The organism is Luteibacter sp. PvP120, assembly GCF_054055715.1.
On sequence record NZ_JBSRXP010000006.1, the window covers coordinates 91,374 to 111,918 of the forward strand.

At 66.7% G+C, this 20,545-nt stretch carries 18 protein-coding genes; 10 read left to right on the forward strand and 8 right to left on the reverse strand.

Going from position 1 to position 20,545, the window contains the following annotated elements; all coding sequences use genetic code 11:
- The first annotated feature begins 74 nt into the window (after positions 1 to 74).
- On the forward strand, positions 75 to 2,966 hold the full coding sequence (locus ACVKN3_RS13300) for a bifunctional diguanylate cyclase/phosphodiesterase (RefSeq protein WP_456991901.1): 2,892 nt from the start codon (positions 75 to 77) through the stop codon (positions 2,964 to 2,966).
- Positions 2,967 to 3,135: 169 nt separating this feature from the next.
- Here the strand turns inward: ACVKN3_RS13300 and hslO are convergent, their stop codons facing one another.
- On the reverse strand, positions 3,136 to 4,059 hold the full coding sequence (gene hslO / locus ACVKN3_RS13305; protein ID WP_354514604.1) for an Hsp33 family molecular chaperone HslO: 924 nt from the start codon (positions 4,057 to 4,059) through the stop codon (positions 3,136 to 3,138).
- Positions 4,060 to 4,165: 106 nt separating this feature from the next.
- Here hslO and mtgA point away from each other — a divergent pair, with 106 nt between their 5' ends.
- The 3 genes from mtgA to ACVKN3_RS13320 are packed head-to-tail and all read left to right on the forward strand — an operon-like array spanning position 4,166 to position 6,362.
- Positions 4,166 to 4,906: a monofunctional biosynthetic peptidoglycan transglycosylase gene (gene mtgA / locus ACVKN3_RS13310; RefSeq protein WP_354514606.1), complete on the forward strand. Its 741-nt coding sequence runs from the start codon at positions 4,166 to 4,168 to the stop codon at positions 4,904 to 4,906.
- An 8-nt stretch (positions 4,907 to 4,914) separates the two neighbouring features.
- Positions 4,915 to 5,886: a glycosyltransferase family 2 protein gene (locus ACVKN3_RS13315; RefSeq protein WP_285405816.1), complete on the forward strand. Its 972-nt coding sequence runs from the start codon at positions 4,915 to 4,917 to the stop codon at positions 5,884 to 5,886.
- Between the two features lie 47 nt (positions 5,887 to 5,933).
- The gene (locus ACVKN3_RS13320) at positions 5,934 to 6,362 is read left to right on the forward strand and encodes a CBS domain-containing protein (RefSeq protein WP_354514608.1); all 429 of its coding nucleotides are present in this window, start codon (positions 5,934 to 5,936) and stop codon (positions 6,360 to 6,362) included.
- On the opposite strand, the gene ACVKN3_RS13325 is transcribed toward ACVKN3_RS13320, so the two are convergent.
- Positions 6,347 to 7,636 carry an NTP/NDP exchange transporter gene (locus tag ACVKN3_RS13325; RefSeq protein WP_354514610.1) on the reverse strand — a complete coding sequence of 430 codons (1,290 nt, stop codon included), beginning with the start codon at positions 7,634 to 7,636 and terminating at the stop codon, positions 6,347 to 6,349. The two genes, ACVKN3_RS13320 and ACVKN3_RS13325, sit on opposite strands and share 16 nt — an antisense overlap.
- Before the next feature lie 181 nt (positions 7,637 to 7,817).
- Between ACVKN3_RS13325 and ACVKN3_RS13330 the strand changes: the two genes are divergently transcribed.
- On the forward strand, positions 7,818 to 9,200 hold the full coding sequence (locus ACVKN3_RS13330; RefSeq protein WP_354514612.1) for a serine hydrolase domain-containing protein: 1,383 nt from the start codon (positions 7,818 to 7,820) through the stop codon (positions 9,198 to 9,200).
- Between the two features lie 29 nt (positions 9,201 to 9,229).
- Here ACVKN3_RS13330 and ACVKN3_RS13335 read toward each other — a convergent pair whose 3' ends face one another.
- The 4 genes from ACVKN3_RS13335 to gcvT form a co-directional block, all read right to left on the reverse strand.
- Positions 9,230 to 10,276: an energy transducer TonB gene (locus ACVKN3_RS13335; protein ID WP_354514614.1), complete on the reverse strand. Its 1,047-nt coding sequence runs from the start codon at positions 10,274 to 10,276 to the stop codon at positions 9,230 to 9,232.
- A gap of 234 nt (positions 10,277 to 10,510) precedes the next feature.
- On the reverse strand, positions 10,511 to 11,182 hold the full coding sequence (gene metJ, locus ACVKN3_RS13340; RefSeq protein WP_285405820.1) for a met regulon transcriptional regulator MetJ: 672 nt from the start codon (positions 11,180 to 11,182) through the stop codon (positions 10,511 to 10,513).
- Between the two features lie 433 nt (positions 11,183 to 11,615).
- Entirely contained in the window at positions 11,616 to 12,011 is a 396-nt protein-coding gene (gene gcvH / locus ACVKN3_RS13345) for a glycine cleavage system protein GcvH (RefSeq protein ID WP_285405821.1), read from the reverse strand.
- Between the two features lie 90 nt (positions 12,012 to 12,101).
- Positions 12,102 to 13,208 carry a glycine cleavage system aminomethyltransferase GcvT gene (gene gcvT / locus ACVKN3_RS13350; RefSeq protein ID WP_285405822.1) on the reverse strand — a complete coding sequence of 369 codons (1,107 nt, stop codon included), beginning with the start codon at positions 13,206 to 13,208 and terminating at the stop codon, positions 12,102 to 12,104.
- A gap of 125 nt (positions 13,209 to 13,333) precedes the next feature.
- On the opposite strand from gcvT, the gene ACVKN3_RS13355 reads away from it, so the two are divergent.
- The 4 genes from ACVKN3_RS13355 to ACVKN3_RS13370 are packed head-to-tail and all read left to right on the forward strand — an operon-like array spanning position 13,334 to position 16,817.
- Complete coding sequence (locus ACVKN3_RS13355; protein ID WP_354514617.1) at positions 13,334 to 14,476, forward strand: MlaE family ABC transporter permease; 1,143 nt, start codon at positions 13,334 to 13,336, stop codon at positions 14,474 to 14,476.
- Positions 14,473 to 15,258, forward strand: coding sequence for an ABC transporter ATP-binding protein (locus tag ACVKN3_RS13360; RefSeq protein ID WP_285405824.1), 786 nt, complete (start codon positions 14,473 to 14,475; stop codon positions 15,256 to 15,258). Before ACVKN3_RS13355 ends, ACVKN3_RS13360 begins: the two co-directional genes overlap by 4 nt.
- Before the next feature lie 3 nt (positions 15,259 to 15,261).
- Entirely contained in the window at positions 15,262 to 16,200 is a 939-nt protein-coding gene (locus tag ACVKN3_RS13365) for an MlaD family protein (RefSeq protein ID WP_354514619.1), read from the forward strand.
- Positions 16,197 to 16,817 carry an ABC-type transport auxiliary lipoprotein family protein gene (locus ACVKN3_RS13370; RefSeq protein WP_285405826.1) on the forward strand — a complete coding sequence of 207 codons (621 nt, stop codon included), beginning with the start codon at positions 16,197 to 16,199 and terminating at the stop codon, positions 16,815 to 16,817. The genes ACVKN3_RS13365 and ACVKN3_RS13370 overlap by 4 nt, the downstream gene beginning before the upstream one ends.
- On the opposite strand, the gene ACVKN3_RS13375 is transcribed toward ACVKN3_RS13370, so the two are convergent.
- Both ACVKN3_RS13375 and ACVKN3_RS13380 read right to left on the reverse strand, forming a co-directional pair.
- Positions 16,765 to 17,379 (reverse strand): alpha-ketoglutarate-dependent dioxygenase AlkB family protein, encoded by a 615-nt coding sequence (locus ACVKN3_RS13375; protein ID WP_285405877.1) that lies wholly within the window; start codon positions 17,377 to 17,379, stop codon positions 16,765 to 16,767. The genes ACVKN3_RS13370 and ACVKN3_RS13375 overlap by 53 nt on opposite strands.
- Positions 17,376 to 18,776 (reverse strand): amidase, encoded by a 1,401-nt coding sequence (locus ACVKN3_RS13380; RefSeq protein ID WP_285405827.1) that lies wholly within the window; start codon positions 18,774 to 18,776, stop codon positions 17,376 to 17,378. The genes ACVKN3_RS13375 and ACVKN3_RS13380 overlap by 4 nt, the downstream gene beginning before the upstream one ends.
- A 160-nt stretch (positions 18,777 to 18,936) precedes the next feature.
- Here ACVKN3_RS13380 and ACVKN3_RS13385 point away from each other — a divergent pair, with 160 nt between their 5' ends.
- The gene (locus tag ACVKN3_RS13385; protein ID WP_354514622.1) at positions 18,937 to 20,544 is read left to right on the forward strand and encodes an electron transfer flavoprotein-ubiquinone oxidoreductase; all 1,608 of its coding nucleotides are present in this window, start codon (positions 18,937 to 18,939) and stop codon (positions 20,542 to 20,544) included.
- Position 20,545 lies beyond the last annotated feature (1 nt).

The window sequence follows — 20,545 nt, forward strand, 5'->3', positions numbered from 1 at the left end:
GCCGGGCCGGCCATCGCACGGCCGTCGTAACGCATATAGACTCACCCAATCATGACCGGAATCCTTGTCAGGCGATGACCATAGCTCCATCCCCTAGCCCGACGACGTTGACCCCCGGTATGGGGGAGGTCGAGCCGTTGCACGACGCCGTCGAGCGCCTGCTGCGGGCCGCGGACCCTGAAGGCATCCGCGACGAGTGCGAATCCTTCGCGCGCTGCCTGTTGCCGGACGCCCGGGTGTTCTGGCGCCAGACCGAGGATGCCCCGACCCGAGCCGGCACCGTGATCGCACTGGGCGCCGATCCCCAAACCGGGCGCAGCCTCGACTTCGCCATCGACGACGATGCGCCTGCCTGGACCGATCTCATCGCATGGATGGGTCGCCTCGCCTCCGCACGCCTGCGCCAGCTGGCCGAAACCGCCAGCCTCTATGAAGCCATCTCGCGCCTGGCGCTTGCCGAGCGGCTGCAGCGTGCGCTCTACGCCATCGCCGAGCAGGCCGGCGCCGAGCACAACATGAAGGACATGATGAGCGCGCTGCACGGCATCGTCAGCAGCCTCATGTACGCCGAAAATTTCTTCATTGTCCTGTACGACGCGCAGAACCGTACGGTGCGCTTTCCGTATTTCGTGGACACGCTGGACGACGACATCCCCGATCCCGAGGGCATCCAGCTGATCGACGCGATCGAGAACTCGCTGACCTGGCACGTGCTGATGAGCGGCCGGTCCATGATGGGCGCCAGCAACGAGCTGGAAAAAAGCCTGCCCAGCCGGCGCGTGGCCATCGGGCCGCCTAGCGACGACTGGCTGGGCGTGCCGATGAAACGGGGCGACGACGTGGTCGGGGCGCTGGTCGTTCAGAGCTACCGGGACGATACACGCTACACCGAGAACGACCGCGACCTGCTCACCTATGTCGCCCAGCACGTACAGACGGCACTCGAGCGTCGCCAGGCACACGAGGAACTGGAACGCCGCGTCACCACGCGTACCGCCGCCTTGCGCGAGGCCAACCGCGTGCTGCGTCAACAGGTGCTGCAACGCCAGCGCGGCGAGCGCCTGCAAGCCGCCCTGTTCCGCATCGCCGAGCTGGCCAACACGTCCGACAGCATCGAAAATTTCTACGCCGCCGTGCATCGCGTCATCGGCGGCCTGCTGTACGCACGCAACTTCTATATTGCGCTGCTCTCGGAAGACCAGAACAAGCTGACCTTCCCCTATTCCGTGGACGAACTGGACGGCTCGCGTGAACCGCGTGAACTGGGCCGCGGCCTGACCGAATTCGTCCTGCGCAACGGCAAGGCCCTGCTGGCCGACCGCGAGGAAATCGACCGCCTCAACCGCGACCACGTGCTCTCCACCAGCGGCGCGCGCTCGCTGCACTGGCTGGGCGTGCCGTTGATCTGGAACGAGAAATCCATGGGCGTGCTGGCGGTGCAGAGCTACTCGCCCGAGCACACCTACAGCGCACGCGACCAGGAACTGCTGACCTTCGTCAGCTACCACATCGCCAACGCCTTGCAGCGCAAATACACCACCGAATCCCTCAAGCAGGCGTATGCCAGCCTCGAACGCCGTGTGACCGAGCGTACGCGTGCGCTCGCCCTGGCCAACCGCGACCTGCGCGAGCAGATCGCCGAGCGTGAGCGCGTCGAGCGCCGCCTCAAGTACGAAACCCTGCACGATTCGCTCACCGGCTTGCCCAACCGCACGCTCTTGTTGCAACGCCTGGAACAGGCCCTCAACCATTACCGGGAAAACCCGGGCGAGCTGTTCGCGGTGCTGTTCATCGACCTGGACCGCTTCAAGGTCATCAACGACTCGGTGGGTCACCTCGTCGGCGACGACCTGCTCTTCCAGGTTGGCGGGCGGGTGCGCGCCTGCCTGAAGACACGCGACGTGGTGGCGCGCCTGGGCGGTGACGAATTCGCCGTACTGGTCGAGGGCATCACCGATCCACAGGCCGCCACGCAGATCGCCGAGCGGATCATCGCGCAGTTGCAGACGCCGTTCCGACTGGGGGCGAAGGAGATCTTCACCTCCGCATCCATCGGCATCGCGCTGCCCACGCCCGAGTACACGCGGCCGGAAGAACTGCTGCGCGACGCCGATTCGGCGATGTACCGCGCGAAGGACGAAGGACGCCACCGCGCGGCCATCTTCGACGATCGGCTACGGCGCGAAGCGTTGTCGCTGCTCGAACTGGAAGGCGACCTGCGCCGGGCGATCGCCCGTAACGAGTTCGTGCCGTTCTTCCAGCCCATCGTCGAGCTGGAAAACCTGCGTGTGGTGGGCTACGAAGCCCTGCTGCGCTGGCGCCATCCGGAGCGCGGCCTGCTTCCGCCCGGCGAGTTCCTGGCGGTGGCCGAAGATACTGGTTGCTCCGAGGCGATCGACTGGCAGATCTTCGAGCAGGTCGCACGGCAGGCCCGCGCGCTCACGCGCGACGAGGGCTTCATCAGCATCAACGTCTCGGGAAGCCACTTTCGTTCGCCCGACCTCGACCAGCGCCTGCTCGACCTGTTCGCCCAGCATGGCGTACCGGCACGATGCATCCGCGTGGAAGTGACCGAGCGCGCCCTGCTGGAAAACCCGGCCCAGGTGAAACGGATACTGGAGAACCTGCAAGGGCACGGCGTGGGTATCGCGCTGGACGATTTCGGCACGGGCTATTCGTCGTTGAGCTACCTGCACCAGTACCCGATCGAAACCCTGAAGATCGATCGCTCGTTCGTGATCGAGCTGCCCGCCGAAGACGACCAGGCTCACAGCACCGCCGTGGTGCGCGCCATCCAGGCGCTGGCGGATTCGCTGCGGATGCAGGTGATCGCCGAAGGCATCGAGACCGAGTCGCAGATGCGCGTATTGCAGCGCATCGGCTGTCGCTTCGGTCAGGGTTTCCTGTTCGCGCAGCCGCAGCCGGCGAGCAAGTGGCTGGCGGCACCGCTGTCGTTGGATGCCTGATCCCCAGTTGCTCCTAAAAGGCGATGTAGGAGCGCACGATGTGCGCGATGCGAGGTTGCCGCGCCGTCGCGATGTTGTCTTTGCGGGCTTGCCGCTTCAACGCTTCGTTGGCTTTTCGCGGGCTTGCCGCTTCACCGCTTTGTTGGCTTTTCGCGCACAGCGTGCGCTCCTACTGTAGGGTTTTGGGGGAGGGAGGGGTGTCGGACTGGGTGAGCAGGCGTTCGGCGTCGACGCGATCGAAGACGTAGCGGGTGGCGCAGAACTCGCAGATCACCTCGATCTCGCCATGGCGATCCTCCAGGGTGGCCTCGACTTCCTCGCGTCCCAGCGCGCGCAGCATGCCTTCCACGCGTTCCTGCGAGCAGGTGCAGCCGAAGGCCAGCGACCTGGGCTCATAAAGGCGCACCGTTTCCTCGTGGTATAGCCGGAACAGGAGTTCCTCCGGGCGCGTCGTCAGCATCTCGCTGGCGCTCAGCGTCGCGGTCAGATGGCCGACGCGTTCCCAGGCATCGTCGTCGTTTTCCGCGGCGTCATGGCCGCCCTCGCCCGGCACGGGCTGCAGGAACAGGCCGACTGCGTGCTGGCCGTCCGCGGCCAGGAGGATGCGGGCCGGCAGTTGCTCGGAGCGCTCGAAGTAGCTTTCCAGCGCCTCGGCCAGCGACGGCGCGTCCAGGTCGACCAGACCCTGGTAGCGACCGCGGTCGATCTGGCCGATGGTGATCGCCAGGGCCGCTTCCGGCAGCGCCCTGAAGTCGAGTTCGCCGCCGGGCGCAAGCTGGTCCGGTTCGAACCGTGCCAGCCCGCGCAGGCGGCCCTTGTCGGTGCATTCGGCGAAGAGCAGGCGCAGTGAGCCCTGGCTCTTGAACTCCAGCGACAGCGAACCTTCGAACTTGATGTTGCCGGTGAGCAACGCGGAGGCCGCCATCGCCTGGCCCAGCAGGTCGCGCAGGGCCGGCGGATACTCCGCCCGTGACGCAATGTCCTGCCAGCTGGCGCCGAGGCGGACGAAGACGCCGCGCACGCCGGCTTTCTCCAACAGGAAGCGGTGCAGGATGTCTTCGGATGCAAGGGTATCGAGGAGCGAATCGGTCACGGTGGCCTCCGGGTGATCCGACGGGAGATGGGGATGCAGCACGTCGTCGACAAGCCCGGCACGCGCGCGGCCCTTATACTGCGCCATCCTTCTTCGCCGTGACGCCATGAGCCCGACGCCTCGCTCGCTGCCCCGCCGCCTCGTCCACATCGTCGCGCTGCTCGTGGTTTCCTGGGTGGCGTTGTCGTGCCTCGTGGTCGGGGTGCTGCGCTTCGTCCCACCCTGGACCAGCGCCATGATCATGGAGCGCCGGATCGGCGCCCTGCTCGGCGGCGAGAGCGATTTCACCTACCGCCGCCACTGGGTGCCCTGGGCAGGCATATCGCCGCAGGTCGGCCTGGCCATGGTCGCCGGCGAGGACCAGAAATTCCCCTACCACCACGGCTTCGACGTCGATGCGATCCAGGATGCCATCGACGCCGCCGACGAGGGCAAGCGCTTGCGCGGTGCCAGCACGATCAGCCAGCAGGTCGCCAAGAACCTGTTCCTGTGGAACGGCCGTAGCTTCGTTCGCAAGGGCCTGGAGGCGTACTACACGGTGCTGATCGAAGCACTGTGGTCCAAGCAGCGCATCCTCGAGGTCTACATGAATACCGTGGAGCTGGGCGACGGCGTCTACGGCGTCGGTGCCGCCAGCGAAGCCTTCTTCCACACCACGCCCGACCGGCTGGGCGTGGCGCAGGCGTCCCGCCTGGCTGCCGTGTTGCCCAATCCGCGGCGGTTCCACGCCGATGCGCCCAGCGCCTATGTGCAGCGTCGCGCGGCGTGGATTGCCCAGCAGATGGGCCAGCTCGGCGGACCGGCCTACCTCACGCGACCGGCACCGGCGGCCGGACGCGTCCGCTGAGCACACCGATGACCTACTCCCTCGCGATCGTCGTCCCGGCCTATAACGAAGCGCAGGTGATCGACGAATTCCACGCGCGCATGGGCGCCGTGCTCGACGGCCTGGCCGCGGCGTCGCGCATCATCTATGTCGACGACGGGAGTGGCGACGACACCTGGGCGCTGATCGAGGCCATCGCGCAGCGCGACGCGCGCGTGGTGGCGCTGCGCCTGTCACGCAACTTCGGCAAGGAAGCGGCCATGACGGCCGGCCTCGACGTCGCGGACGCCGATGCGGTGGTGGTGATCGACGCCGACCTGCAGGACCCGCCCGAGCTGATCCCCACGCTGGTGGCGCGCTGGCAGGAAGGCTTCGACGTGGTGTACGCGACGCGCGGGGAACGCGACGGCGAAACACGCTTCAAGCGATTCACCTCCGCGGCGTTCTACCGGGTGATGGAGCGCGTGGCCGATACCCCGCTGCCACGCGATACGGGCGACTTCCGCCTGCTCTCGCGTCGCGCCGTGGAGGCGCTGGGTGGGTTGCGTGAGCGCCAGCGCTTCATGAAAGGCCTGTTCGCCTGGATCGGCTACCGGCAGACATCGGTGGTATACCACCGCGATGCCCGCCATGCCGGCGTCACCAAATGGAACTACTGGCGGCTGGGCAACCTGGCCGTCGAAGGCATCACCTCGTTTTCAACCGCGCCGCTGCGCATCGCCACATGGCTGGGCGTATCAGCGGCCTTGCTCGCCTTCCTCTACGGCTTGTGGGTGCTGCTCAAGGTCTGGCTCTGGGGCGACCCGGTGCGGGGTTACCCGACCCTGATGGTGGTCATCCTGTTCCTGGGCGGCGCGCAGTTGCTGGCGCTGGGCGTCATCGGCGAATACATCGGACGGACCTACGCGGAGTCCAAGCGGCGCCCGCTGTATTACGTGGAGTCGCGCCGCGGGCAGGCGCGTTCACCTGGCCGTGACCCCACCGGACAGCCGCCGGCGTAGACTCGCTGTTTCCGCGGCGGCACGCCGCATGCAGCGGAGTCACGATCATGCAGCAGGTCAGGCATCTTCTCGAAGGCAAGGGCAAGGCGGTCTTCGCCGTGGCGCCCGAGGCGTCCGTGTATGACGCGGTCCGGCAGATGGCGGAAAAGAACGTCGGCGCGCTGGTGGTCATGCAGGGCGACCTGCTGGTCGGCATCGTGTCCGAGCGCGATTACGCACGCAAGGTGATCCTGAAGGATCGCTCGTCACGCGACACGCCGGTGGCCGAGATCATGACGGCCAGTGTGATCACGGTGTCCATCGACGCCACGGTGGACGAGTGCATGCGCCTGTGCACTGACGGTCGCCTGCGCCACCTGCCGGTGATCGATGGCGAAGCGATGGTCGGCATCGTGTCCATCGGCGACCTGGTCAAGGCGGTGATCTCCGAGCAGAAAGAAACCATCAGCCAGCTCGAGAGCTATATCACCGGCTGATCGTCAGACTGCTCCGGCAGCAGGTCGGGGGATGTCGCCGCCCGACGCCCCATCTCCGCGGCCACGCAGGCCAGCCCGGCCGCGGTGAGACCGATCGCAGTGATGCCGACGCCCGCGCCGCGCAGGGCGACCAGACCGGTAGTGACCACCAGGTCGCCGAAGCGCCACACCGCGGTCTCGATGAAGTTCTTGCCCTTGTAGCGCACCTCGCGGGGCGTGCGCGTGTAGAGCGCATCGGACGCTGGCTTGGTCATCCCGTAGGTCATGCCACGCGAGCCGACCAGGACGATGGCGATCACCGGAATCGTCCAGCCGCCCACGTGCAGGTCGACCAGCCCGGCCAGCGACAGGCCCAGCAACAGGAGCATGTTGGCCAGCGCCGGCAACACCATCGCCCAGACCACGCCCAGGCCGCGCATGATCATCGGGGTCAGCGTCAGCTGCAGTAACGCACCGAAGCAGTTGGTCCACAGGTCGAGGTCGGCGTAAAAGGCCGTGCGCGCCGCGTTGTCCACGAAGTGGGCCTTGGTGTAATCGGCCATGAGCGTGTAGCCCATGGTGGCGATGCCGTCGCCCAGCAGCATCAGCACCAGCATGTAGCGCAGGAACGGTTGCGAGAACGCGGCCTTGGCGCCCTGCAGGATCGACCCGCCCACCGGCGCGCCGGCGCTGTCGTCGTTGATGTCGCGGCGCCCGGACAGGGCCAGCAACGCGCCCAGCGCCAGCAACAGCAGCGTGGCGGACACCACCAGCATGGCCGGCACACCCAGCCGCTGAACCAGCAACCGGGTCAGCAGGGGCCCCAGCAGCGCGCCGGCCATGCCGCCTGCGGCGATGAACGGAAACATGACGCGCGCCTGCTGACTGCGGTACACGTCGGCCATGAAGCTCCAGAACAGCGACACCACGAACAGGTTGAAGACGCTGACCCAGACGAAGAAGATGCGCCCCAGCGACACCGCGCCGATCCGGTCCTGGGCGACGAAGGCCGGGATGAACGCCAGCATGGACGCCGCGAAGAACAGGTAACTGCTGCCGATGACGCGCTTGCGCGGAAAGCGCGAGACCAGCCAGCCGAATACGGGCGTCAGCGCCAGCATCACCACGAACACGATGGCGTAGAACGTGGGCAGCGATTGCGACCCCGCGGCGCCGGCAAGCTGGTCGCGAACGGGGCGCAGCACGTAATAGGACGTCATCACGAAGAAGAAGGCGATGACGGATAGCGCGAGGGTCCTGCCCTCGCCCAGGGCGACGCGTCGACGGACGTTCACGGGTGGCGGGCGTTCCGCGGGAATCTACGTCGAGACTAGCACGCCGCTTTCGTTCAGGGAGGTCAAGGCGCATGCGTTGTGGCGAACCCGGAAGTGAAAGACAATGCGGACGACGATGCCGCGCTCGCTGGCATCCCCCTTCCCGCGGCGTGCCCCCACGCCTCGACCGCGCGAGATAAGCATGTCGTTTCGTTCCGCCTCCCTGCTCGCCTGCGCCCTCGCCTGCGCCTCCGCTGTCCCCCTGGCCCTCGCGGCGCCGCCCCCGCAGAAGCCGCCGGTGGTCCATGTCGACCCCGCGTCGGAAAAACTGCCGGCCGAGCGGGTCAAGGACACGATCGAAAACTACAAACGCTGGATGGATGCCGCCGAAGCCCGCGACGCGGCACCGGCTATCGTCACGGCCATCATCGTCGACGACAAGGTGGTCTACGAGCGAGCCATCGGCTATGCCAACGCGAAGACGAAGGAAGCCGCCACGCCGGAAACCGTATTCCGCCTGGCCTCGCTGTCCAAGGCCTTCGCCACCGGCGTCACCGCGGTGCTGGTGCGCCAGGGGTTCCTCAGCTGGGACACCAAGCTGATCGACACCATCCCGTACTTCAAGCTCAAGGACATGCAGGCCGCGCAGCAGGCCACGGTGCGTGACATCCTCGGCCAGCGTCTGGGCCTGCCGCGCAACACCTACGACAACATGCTCGAGGCCGACGCGCCTTACGAGGAGCTGGTCCGCAAGCTCGACGAGGTGGACCTCTCGTGCAAGGTCGGCGCGTGCTACGGCTACCAGAACGTGGCCTTCAGCATGATCGGCGACGTGATCTACGCCACCACCGGTGATTACTTCTTCCGTCAGGTGGAGCGGCGCATCTTCGCGCCACTGGGCATGACCACCGCCAGCTACGGCCGCGATGCCCTCGAGGCCAGCAAGAGCTGGGCACGACCGCATCGTGGCGGGCCGCACAACTGGATTCCCTACGAGCCCAACGACAGCTACTACCGGGTCGCCCCCGCGGCCGGTGTCAACGCCAGCCTGCGCGACATGGAGCAGTGGTTGATGGCCCAGATGGGTGGACGTCCGGACGTCCTGCCGACACCGTCGCTGGACGTGCTGCATGCGCCCGAAGTAGACACGCCCTCCGAGGTGCACTCGCTGCCCTGGCGCCGTGCACGCGTGACCGAAGCCCACTATGCACTGGGCTGGCGCGTGTTCAAGTACGCCAACGAGGACCTGATCTTCCACGCGGGCGCCGTGTCGGGCTACCGCACCATGATCGGCTTCTTCCCGAAATACCACGCCGGCGTAGTGACCATGTGGAACGGTGCGGGCCCGATACCGGCCGGCCTCATGCCGATGGTGTTCGACAGCCTGCTCGGCCTCAATCACGTCGACTGGGCCGGTGTGGAAGGCAACGTGCGCGCGGCGCCGGTGGCCAAGGCCGCGGCTGCGCCGGCCAAGGCAGCCGCTACGAAGTCGAAGACGAAGGCGAAGGCGAAGGGCAAGGCGGCGCCGGCAAAGAAGACAGCGCCCGCCACCTCGACCAAGAAGAAAAAGAAAGCGTCGGACTGACGCGTCCCCCGGCAGGGGGGACACACGCCTTACCGGCCGAGGTTGAACTGCAACCGGCGCCGCAGGGTCACGGCCATCGGCTCGCCGTTGCGCATGGCCGGTTTGAACTCCCAGCGACCCACCGCGTCCATGGCCGAGCGATCGAATACATGCTTGGGCTGTGAATCGACGACGGTGACATTGGACACGGCGCCATCGACGCCTACCGTCAGTTCGACATCCACCCAGCCCTCCTGATTGGCACGCATGGCGGCCGTCGGGTAGCGCGGGCTGACCTGGCGGACCAGCACGGCATCGCTGATCGTACCGCTTTCGGCCGCGGCGGGCCCCGAGGGCGCGGTCGCGGCCTGACGCGTGACCGCGGCGGCGGCCGGGGCGGCCTGCTGCTGCGACTGGGCAAGACGCGCCGCCTGCTCACGTGCCGCCTGCGAACGCTGGGCTTCGGCGGAGGCGGCCTGTTCGGCCTGCTGCTGACGGCTCGCCGCGGCGTTCTGCTGGGCAAGCTGCTGGGCCTTCTGGGCGTCCAGGGCCTGCTGCTGCTCGCGGTCCAGTGTCTTGCGCTGCGCATCCAGCTTCGAGCGCAGGATGGTCAGCGTGTAGTTTTCCGGGTCCGCCTTGGCAAGCAGGTCGATCTCGCGCTGGGCTTCGTTGAAATCACGCTGGTTGATCGTCTGCTCGGTCGCGGCCGAGCCGTAGGAGAAGGTCTCGCGCAGCGCGTCGGCGGCGACGGGGTTACCCGGCTGCTTCTCCAGCACCTTCATGTAGAACTCGAACGCATTGTTGCCGGCGGGCGCCACCAGGCGTTGCTCGTTCATGGCGGTGCGCGCTTCGGCCAGCAGCTGGTCGACGCTCAGGGCATCGACGTTGGCCACGGGCGTCGTGTCACGCGTGGCTGTCGAATTCTGCACGGCGACCGGTGCCGGTGCTTCCGCCTCGTGGGCATCGCGGTAGGGCTTGATGATGAGGAACCAGGCTGCGACGGCAAGCGCGGCGACGATGACGACGACGGCAAGGGTGACGGGACTGATCGCGCCACGCTGGCGGCGGCGCTCGATGGTGCGTAGACGGTTATCCATGGCGGTCGTACGGACTCCGCAAGACGCGCGCCCCCTATGGCTTGACGCGGTGGACCCCCCGTCCCCCGCAGCGCGATGTGGCGACAAGGTAACCGTAATGGCCGCGTGAATCCAGCATGGCCGTCCCACAAATGAATAACCCCGGCAAGCCGGGGTCAAGTTTCGAAGCGTCTCCCCGCGCTGGGCACCGCGGGGAGATAATTCGCAAAGCACGTTCTTATAAGTAGGTAACGCTTACTTGACCTTGGCGGTCCGGGTAGCGCGAGCAACCTTGGCAGTGGCGACTTTCTTGGTGGCGGCCTTACGCGGAGCGGCAGCCTTGCGCGGGGCAGCTGCCTTACGCGGTGCGGCGGCCTTGCGCGGCGTAGCTGCCTTGCGGGCGGTCTTCTTGGCGGCGACCTTGCGGGTGGTGGTGGCCTTCTTGACCGGCGACTTGCGGGTCGAAGCCTTCTTGGTGGCGACCTTGCGGGTCGAGGTCTTCTTGACCGCAGCCTTCTTGGCGGTGGTCTTGCGGACCGGCGACTTGCGGGTCGACGCCTTCTTGGTCGCGACCTTGCGGGTCGAGGCCTTCTTGGCCGGCGTCTTGCGCGCGGTGGTCTTCTTTACGGTGGACTTCTTCGTCGCCTTCTTGGCGGCGGCTTTCTTGGCAGTGGCTTTCTTGGCAGTGGCCATGGTTCGTCTCAGCTCCTCATCAGTTGGCAGTGGTTGCCCAGTAAAAGCATGAAGGAACGCTTCAACCAGCAGATCGCTGTTCGTCGCGTGCCTTAAATTGTTCACCTGGCGGCGTGTACGTTCATCGGATAGCAGGCGGAGGATATGCAGCGGAATCGAGACGGTGATCTTGCGAACCGCACCCGCTTTCGAACCATGCTCCACGTACGGCCTGATGAATTTTTCTGTTTCCATTTCCGGGTTCCCCGTCAATTGACGCAAAAGCTATTCCTCAACATTTCCGCTGTCAATAAATTTTGGCTCTAAATTGAAGACGTTGCGGACACATAACCGACGATCGAACGGACTGCACGGTGGCCGTGGGCGTTACCGTCGACGCTGTCGGCGTACTAATGGACTTCCATAACGAAACACGCTGCGACGGACAGGCCGTTCAGCAAACACCGTAAATAAAGCGTTTTTTATCGCCTTTCCAATAAAAGAGCATGCGCGGCGCGAGGATCGTCGCGCGATATTTTCATACCGGCCGGCGACTGCCTCAGGGGCGAATTCCGGGGATGAACGGAAGACGACTGGGCCAAAAAAAAAATTTCTCCGGAGACGCCCCGCGGACAAAAAAATGCCGGTCGAGGACGACCGGCATCGGGTTGAAGCACGACAGGGGCGATCAGTCGTCGCCGTTTTCGATGAGCTCGGCATACTCGTCGGCCGACATCAGGCTGTCGATTTCGCTCTTGTCGTCGACCTTCAGCTTGAAGATCCAGCCAGCCTCGTAAGGATCCTCGTTGATCGTTTCCGGCTTGTCGCTCAGCGTGGCGTTGACCTCGATGATCTCGCCCGACACCGGTGCGTAGATATCGGAGGCGGCCTTGACCGATTCGACCACGGCGGTGCCGTTGCCGGCCTGCACGCTGCTGCCGACTTCCGGCAGTTCGACGTAGACCAGATCGCCCAATGCGCCTTGAGCATGGTCGGAGATGCCGACGGTGACCGTGCCGTCCTGCTCGACGCGGACCCACTCGTGGGACTTGGCAAACTTCAGATCGCCTGGGATTTCGCTCATGGGGTATTCCTCGTTAGCTCGGGACGGGGGTGCGATAGCGGGTCGGGCCATTGTCGCCGGTCCACGCGTTTCGCGAAAGCATGCAGCGGATCAATCGACGATGCCCGGCATGGGCTGGCCGTCGCGGACGAACGGGAACCTGACCACGCGCACCGGAATCTCGCGGCCGCGGATATCGACCCGGACATCGCCATGGTCACCCGCGGGGACCCGGGCGAAGGCCACCGACTTGCCAAGCGTGGGTGCGAACCCGCCCGAGAGGATCTCACCTTCGCCAATGGCCGTGAGCACTTTCTGGCCGTGACGCAGCACGCCCTTCTCGTCCATCACCAGGCCGATCATGACGCGCGGCACGCCCTGGACCTTCATCGCTTCCAGCGCCGCGCGACCGATGAAGTCGCGTCCCTCGTCGAGCGAGATCGTCCAGGCGAGCGCGGCTTCCCAGGGGCTGACCGTCTCGTCCATGTCCTGGCCGTAGAGGTTCATGCCGGCCTCCAGGCGAAGCGTGTCGCGTGCACCCAGACCCGCCGGGGCGACGCCTGCCTCTCGCAGCAGGTTCCACAATTCGACGACACGACTGTTGGGCACCACGACCTCGAAACCGTCTTCACCGGTGTAGCCGGTGCGGGCGAGGAACAGCGGCATGCCGTTCGGCCCTTCCACCTCGAGGGCGGCGAACTTGCCCAGCTTGCCGGCTTTCTCGCGCACCTCGTCCGGCAGCAGGCCGAGCAGTTTCTGGCGGGCGTTGGGGCCCTGCACGGCGATCATCCCGAACTCGGGGCGCTCGCGCACGGTGACGCCGAACGCGGCGGCCTGCTTCTCGATCCAGGCCAGATCCTTGACGCGCGTCGCGGCGTTGACGACCAGGCGGAAGAAATCCTCGCGCAGGAAATAGACGATGAGGTCGTCGATGACGCCGCCGTTCTCGGCGAGCATGCACGTGTAGAGGGCCTTGCCGCTCTTGGTCAGCTTGTCGACGTTGTTGGCGAGCAGCTTGCGCAGGAACTCGCGGGTGCGCTCGCCGGTGAGGTCGACCACGGTCATGTGCGAGACGTCGAACATGCCGGCGTCCTTGCGGACGGCGTGGTGCTCCTCGATCTGCGAACCGTAGGCGATCGGCATGTCCCAACCGCCGAAGTCGACCATGCGGGCACCGAGTTCGCGGTGGGTGGCGTTGAGTTCGGTCTTGTCGGTCATCGTCTTACCTTGCAGGAGATGGCGGTAGGCAGTAGCCCGGCATTATCGGCCGCGGCGGTGCAGAAGGCCAATCGCGGTGCAGCACGATCGCCGCGCGGGCGCCGGCTCCTGTTAGTGTTCCGCCCATGGCATCGGCATCCCGCCCCGGCTCGGCCACCCTTACCCGCGACGCCGCCGGCCAGCGGCTGATGCTCGCGGGCGACTGGACGCTCGCCCACTACACGGACCTGCAGCGTCGCGCCGGCGAACTGGCCGGTGCGATCGATGGCGACACCGTGATCGATACCCACCGGCTCGGCGCGATGGATACGTCGGGCGCCTTCGTCGTCGCCGAGCTGCTGGGTAGCGCACGCACGCGGCAACTCGCCCGGGACGATGTGCTGCCCGCCGCCCGCCGGGCCCTGCTGCAGACCGTCGGCGACGCCATGGACACCTACTGCACCGGCACGAAGCGAAAGCGCGATGCCGGCTTCGTGGACATGCTTGAGCGGATCGGCCGCGCGCTGGAAGGCACCTGGAAACAGACGGCGACCTTGCTGGCGTTCATCGGCATCACCCTGCAGGGATTTCTCGCCACGGCATGGCGGCCCCGGCGCTGGCGCGTCACGTCCCTGGTGGCGCATATCGAACAGACCGGCCTGGATGCGGTACCCATCCTCGCCCTGCTTTCCTTCATGGTGGGCGCCGTGGTCGCCTTCCTCGGGTCTACGGCGCTGGCCAGTTACGGCGCCAGTGTCTTCACCGTCGACCTGATCGGTTTCGCCTTCCTGCGGGAATTCGGCGTGTTGCTTACCGCCATCCTGCTCGCCGGTCGCACCGCCAGTGCCTTCACCGCGCAGATCGGCTCGATGAAGGCCCGCGAGGAGATCGATGCGATCCGCACGTTGGGCCTGGACCCGGTGGAGCTGCTGGTGCTGCCGCGGGTGCTGGCGCTGCTGGTCGCCCTGCCCCTGCTCACCTTCATCGCGATGATCGCGGGCATCGCCGGTGGCGGCGTGGTGTGCATGGCGGTGCTGAAGATGTCGCCCTCGATGTTCCTGTCGATGTTCCAGTCGGACATCTCGCTCGGCCAGTTCGTGGTCGGCATCGTCAAGGCGCCCCTGTTCGCCTTCATGATCGGCGTCATCGGATGCATGGAAGGTTTCAAGGTGAGCGGCAGCGCGCAGTCAGTGGGCGAGCACACTACCTCGGCGGTGGTGCAGTCCATCTTCGTGGTGATCCTGCTGGATGCGCTGGCCGCCCTCTTCTATATGGAGATGGGCTGGTGAGCGCCAAGGAGACCGTGATCGCCGTGCGCGGGCTGGTCAACCGCTTCGGCGCGCAGACCGTCCACGAGGACCTGGACCTCGACGTCTACCGCGGTGAAATCATCGGCATCGTCGGCGGCTCGGGGACCGGCAAGTCGGTGCTGCTGCGCACCATCGTCGGACTGGTGCGACCGGTGGCCGGCGAGGTACGCGTCTTCGGCGAAAACCTGCTGGCGTTGTCCGACGAACAACGCTCGCGCGTGGAGCGTCGCTTCGGCGTGCTGTTCCAAAGCGGCGCCCTGTTCTCGTCGCTGACCGTGGCCGAGAACATCGCGCTGCCCCTGATCGAACATGCCGGCCTGGCTCGCGGCGACGCGCAACGGCTTGCCGGCGTGAAGCTGGCGCTGTCCGGACTGCCCGCGGACGCGGGGCGCAAATACCCCTCGCAGCTGTCCGGCGGCATGATCAAGCGCGCTGCCCTGGCACGTGCGCTGGCGCTCGACCCGGAGATCCTCTTCCTCGACGAACCCACCGCCGGGCTGGACCCGATCAGCGCCGCGGCGTTCGACAGCCTGATCGTCACCCTGCGCAATGCGCTGGGGTTGACCGTGTTCCTGGTGACACACGACCTGGATACGTTGTATTCCACGTGCGATCGCGTGGCCGTGCTGTCGCAACGGCGCGTGCTGGCCGCCGCTCCCATCGACGAGGTCGCACGTACCGACGATGCCTGGGTGCAGGCGTATTTCAACGGACCGCGCGGCCGTGCCGCCACGCTCGCCGCCCACCGCGGCAAGGAATGAACCATGGAAACCCGTGCCCACCACGTACTGATCGGACTGTTCGCGGTCCTGGTCGTCCTCTTCGGCCTGGCCTTCGGCGTGTGGCTGGCCAGGGCGCATTCCGACCAGGAATGGAACTACTACGACATCGTCTTCAATGAAGCCGTGACCGGCCTGTCGAAGGGCGGCACCGTGCAGTACAACGGCATCCGGCTGGGCGACGTCACCCAGCTGAGGCTGGACCCCGAAGACCCGCGCCGTGTACTGGCCCGCGTGCGCCTTTCCGGCGACACGCCGCTGCGCAAGGATACCCACGCCAAGCTTGCCCTCACCGGCGTGACCGGCGTCGCCATCATCCAGTTATCCGGCGGCTCGCCGGGCAGCTCGCTGATGGTGGGACACGATGGCCAGGTGCCGGTGATCGTCGCCGACCCGTCGCCGTTCGCGCGCTTGCTGGCCAACGGCGAGGACCTGATGACCAACATCAGCCAGGCCGCCGCGAAGGCCAACGAGCTGTTGTCCAAGGACAATGTGCAGCGGGTGCAGAACACGCTCGATCACCTCGACAAGACCACGGCCGTGATCGCCGACGAGCGGGAGGACATCCGCGTGCTGATCAGGCAACTGGTGAGCGTGACCCGACAGGCCGACGACACACTGGCGGAAAGCCGCGCCCTGGTGCACAACGCCAACGGCCTGATCGACACGCAGGGCAAGGCCACGCTGGAAAGCGCGCAGCGGGCGATGGCGTCGCTGGAACGCGCCACGGCATCGGTCGATCGCCTGCTCAACGACAATGCCGACGCGATCAACGGCGGTGCCGCCAGCCTGGGCGATCTGGCACCCGCGTTGCACGAGCTGCGCGACACACTGGGCTCGCTGCGGTCGATCACCCGGCGCCTCGACGAAAACCCCAGCGGCTACCTGCTCGGTCGCGAGAAAACCAGGGAGTTCACGCCATGAGACTGGCCCGCTTCGCCGCTCCGCTATGCCTTGCCTTGCTGGCCGGCTGCTCGATCCTGCCCAAGGCCGAATCGCCCCGTGTCTACCTGCTGCCCGCGGCACCGGCGGCGCGTCCGGCGACCACGACGAGCGTGGCCTGGACGTTGCGCATCGCCACCCCCACGGCACCGCGCGCGCTCGACAGCGCACGCATCGCCGTAGTGCCCGAAGCCAATACCATCAGTGTCTACGCCGGCGCGCGCTGGGCCGACAGCGTGCCGCACCTCGTGCGCGACCGGCTGGCCGATGCCTTCCGCGATACCGGCCGCGTGCGCGCCATCGGCATCGACGACGGCAATCTCGGCGCCGACTACGAGCTGGATGGCAGCCTGGCCGCGTTCCAGACCGAGTACATCGACGGCAAGCCAACTGTAGTGATCCGTTTGGATGCCATCCTCGCTGGCACGCGCAAGCACCAGATGGTCGGCGCGCGCCGCTTCGAGGTGCGCGAGCCGGTCGACGGCAAGGCCGTGCCGCAGGTGGTCGAGGCGTTCGGCCGGGCGATGGACACGCTGGCCCGCCAGATCACCGCCTGGACCCTGGAGCAGGCGGTGCCACCTGGCGGAACGTCAGGTTGATCCTTGGCGCGTCCACGCGTCGTCGCGCCGGCAACTCATGCTTATATAAGCGTTGCGTCGCGCCAGCCATGCGCAACAGGCTGCCGTGCGGCAGGTCCACCGCCACGGCCGGGCCACCTCCTGCCCTGGCACGAAAACGAAATGTCCGTGCCGCGCCCAAGCTGACCGAAGCGATGACCGGCTCGGCACCGAGTTCGGTCTCGTCGTCGCTGTGCCAGCCCATCCGGTCGGCACCGTTACGGTAGAGGTTGGCCAACACGCTGTTGAACGAGGTACCGCACGCGGCCCCCACACGCTCGCGCAGCGCGTGCAGCGAGTCCGGCCACGGATGCGGAATGAAGCGGGTGCCTGAATAACGGTACGCGGCGTCCGCGTCACCGATCCACGCACTCAGGCGAGGTGAGTCCACCTGCCGCCCGAACATGCGGATGCGATGGACCTCCCACGGCAAGGTGGCGAGCAGCGACGCAAGCAGCGCATCCGCTTCGTCGCGCGGCAGCCATGCCGGCGCGAGATCCACCTCGGCACCCGGCAGATCGACCGGTTGCCACGCGGCAGTCAGGCGGGTTCCACCGGGTAGGCGGGCTCTGCATCGAGCGACGAAGCACACACCGCCGCCAGTTCCAGCAGGCGCAGGTCCGAACCGCGCGCGCCGACCAGTTGCATGCCGATCGGCATACCGTTGGCCAGCGTGCCCATGGGAATACTGACCGCCGGACAACCCGCCAGGCTGGCAAAGCCGCACAGGTCGGCCTGGGAGGCAGGCACCGGGCCGTCGAGCGGGAAGGCACCCTGCGGCGTGGTCGGTAGCACCAGCACGTCCACTTGTGCGAACAGGCGACGCATCTTCAGGGTGGCTGCATCCAGTACGCCATCGGCGGCGGCATAGTCGGCAGCCGACTTGCGGGTAGCGAAGCCGACCATGTCGCGGAAGCCCGCCGATACCGGATAGGCCTCGTCGGCCAGTTCCGCGGCGAAGGTGTGGATCATCTCCGCTTCCATCAGCAGCAGGCCCGCCCGCCGCGTCCGGGCGAAATCCCAGTCCGAGAAATCGACCTGGCGGCGCTCGCCCAGCTCACCCTGCAGGCGCGCCAGGGCCGCTTCGAACACATCGATCACGTCCTGCCCGACGCCGATGGCAGTCAGGTCGGGCAGGAAACCCGCGCGCAGGTTGCCCGGCTCCCAGTCCGGTGGCGAGAACGCCACGCGACGGCGGCGCGAGCGCGGATCGTCCGCGTCGTAGCCGGCCAACGTCTGCAGCAGCACGGTGAGATCGTCTACCCCGCGCGCCAGCAGGCCCACGGCATCCAGGCGACGCGCCGCCGGCACCAGGCCCCTCGCCGAGATCTCGCCATGGGTCGGCTTCAGCGCATAGATGCCGCAATAGCTGGCCGGCACGCGGATGGAGCCGAGGCTGTCCGAACCGATGGCCGCCACCGCCATGCCCGACGCCACGGCCGCGGCCGCGCCGCCGGACGAACCGCCCGCGGTGTAACCCAGCCGATGCGGGTTGTGCGTCGCGCCATGCACGGGATTGTTGGTGGTGAGGCCCAGTGCGCCCTCGTCCATGTTGGTCTTGCCCAGTAGAACGGCGCCCGACGCGCGCAGGCGCGCCACCACGTGCGCATCTTCGTCGGGCACGACGCTGCGCCGCCGCATGCCGGCACGTGTGGGCACGCCGGCCACGTCGAAGTTGTCCTTGATCGCGATCGGTATACCGTCCAGGCGCCCGATGACGCCGTCGCGACGGCGACGATCCGCGGCCAGGGCCTGTTCCTGGATCAGCGAGACGCTGTAATCGACGAAGGCGTTCAAACGCGGATTGAGGCGCTCGATAGCGTTCTGGTAGACATCGGACAGGGCTTGCGGCTGCACCCTTCCGATAGCCAGCCAATGCAGGATCTGCAAGAGCGTGGCGCGGCGCATGTCGGTGTCGGCCACCGGCGGCATCGTATTCATGAAATCTCCTGGCGCTTGGCACGATTATGAACGCGATATGTGAACGTCGTGCAAGGCCCCCTCGCGTGAGGACGTTTCAAACGGCGATTTGCCCCCCTTGCGACGAAGCCTGACAATGATGGGTCAGTCACCCCGCCAGCCGACTTCGAGTGAGCCAGCCATGAGCGACCGCGAGACCATGGAATACGACATCGTCGTCGTCGGGGCCGGCCCCGCCGGCCTGGCGTTCGCGATGCGTGCGAAACAACTCAATCCCGACACGTCGGTCTGCGTCATCGAAAAAGCCTCGACGATCGGTGCGCAGATCCTGTCCGGCGCCGTGATCGAAACCGGGCCGCTGGATCGGTTGCTGCCGGATTGGCGCACGGCGCCGCCGCCCATCTGCGTGCCGGTGACCACCGACGAATTCTGGCTGCTGCGCGACCACGCCTCCGGCACGAAACTCCCGGTCACGCCGCCGCAGATGAATAACCACGGCAACGTGATCGTCAGCCTTGGCGCGCTGTGCGCGTGGCTGGCGCCGCAGGCGGAAGCACTGGGCGTGGATGTGTTTCCCGGCTATGCCGCCGCCGAGGCCCTGTTCGACGACGCGGGCGCGGTGAACGGCGTGCGCATCGGCGATATGGGCGTGGCGCGCGACGGCACGCACAAGCCCGGCTACACCGAGGGCATCGACATCCGCGCGAAGGTCACCGTGCTGGCCGAAGGCTGCCGCGGTCACATCACCAAATCGTTGATCCGGCAGTTCGCCCTGGACAAGGACAGCGACCCGCAGACTTACGGCATCGGCATCAAGGAGTTGTGGCAGCTGCCGCCCGGTCGTGGCCAACCCGGCAAGGTGGTGCATACCGCGGGCTGGCCGCTGGCCAACGACACCTATGGCGGCAGCTTCCTCTATCACATGGAAAACGACCGGGTGGCGATCGGCTTCGTCGCCGGCCTGGACTATCCGGACCCGATGTTCTCGCCGTTCGAGGCGTTCCAGCAGTTCAAGCACCATGCGAACGTCAAGGGCCTTCTAGACGGCGGCACCATTGTCTCCGCCGGCGCACGCGCCATCGTCGAGGGCGGTTTCCAGTCACTGCCCAAGGTGGAGATGCCGGGCGCCGTACTCATCGGCGATTCTGCCGGGCTGGTGAATGTCCCGAAGATCAAGGGCACGCACCAGGCGATCGCCTCGGGCATGCTCGCGGCCGAACATCTCCTGGGCAACGCGCTAAGCCCGGCCGGCTGGGATGCAAAGCTGCGCGACTCCGTCGTCATGAGCGAGCTGAAGAAGGTCCGCAACATCCGGCCCGGTTTCAACAAGGGCCTGTGGTGGGGCCTGATCAACGCCGCGTGGGAAACCGTGACCGGCGGCCGTTCGCCCTGGACACTGAAGAATCACGCCGACTGGTCGGCGCTGCAGAAGCTGGGCGAGTACGAGGCACCGAAGAAGGATTATGTCGACCGCACCTTGCCCCCGCGCGATCGCCTGGCCAGCGTGTATTTCGCGGCCACCGAGCATGACGAGGACCAGCCGGTGCACCTGAAGGTGCTGGATACGTCCATCTGCGTGGATCGCTGCACGACGGAATACGGCAACCCGTGCGAACGGTTCTGCCCGGCCGGCGTCTACGAGATGGTGCAGGACGAAGGCGGGCGCCGCCTGCAGATCAACTCGGCCAACTGCGTGCACTGCAAGACGTGCGACATCAAGGACCCGTACGAGATCATCACGTGGGTCACGCCGGAAGGCGGCTCGGGCCCGAACTACCAGAACCTGTAGC